1 protein-coding gene is annotated in these 637 nt (G+C 70.2%); it reads right to left on the bottom strand.

Features of this window, described 5'->3' with window-relative positions:
- Positions 1–161: 161 nt before the first annotated feature.
- On the bottom strand, positions 162–637 hold a 476-nt coding region (locus tag ADL25_RS11695; protein ID WP_199839142.1), incomplete at its 5' end, for a transposase.

Below are 637 nucleotides of genomic sequence, written 5' to 3'. Positions count from 1 at the left end.
CCTCGATCTTTCGTGACGGTCCGTCGGTTCATTTGGCGGGCCGTTTCGGCTTGTTGCGCATGTATCGGGCAGGGTGAGTACCCGGCTGTCGCGTCGGGTGGGCGCCGGGTTCCACGGCTCCGGTCGGAGTGGTGCTGCTCGTAGGGACGGGAACGCGCTGGTCAGCCGGGGTTCGGGAGAGCTTCGAGCCGTGCCAGGGCATCAATAATCGCGTCGGTCCAGGGCCAGTGGCGTGCGAATCTCAGGTGCCGGCGGCGGGCGGTCGTGACGATCTGGCCGGCGGCGGAGAACAGGCGGAGCCGGAGACGGCGGGGCTCCCATGTGCGGGTCTTGCCGGTCAGCGCGAGCATGGGCATCCAGGCCAGCAGGTCAAGGGCGACCTGCACGATCTCCAGCCAGATCTGGTTCTGCGCGGTGTCGTGCAGGGGCAGGTTGCGCAGGCCGGTGGCCCGGGCCGCGCGGATGCGGTCCTCGGCGCGTGCCCGCTGGCGGTGCCGCAGTTCGAGTGCGGCGATCGGGACGCCGGTGGTGTTCGTGGCGAACGCGGTGAGCCGCAGGCCGTCGGCGTCGGTGAAGCGCAACTGCGCTCCGGGATGCGGCCGTTCCTTGCGGACGATTAGCCGCATTCCCTTCGGCC

This window comes from Streptomyces sp. NRRL F-5122, assembly GCF_001507435.1.
GTDB classification, from domain to species: domain Bacteria; phylum Actinomycetota; class Actinomycetes; order Streptomycetales; family Streptomycetaceae; genus Streptomyces; species Streptomyces lannensis.
The sequence above is the reverse complement of the archived record's forward strand: the minus strand, read 5'-3'. Positions and strand labels throughout refer to the sequence as shown.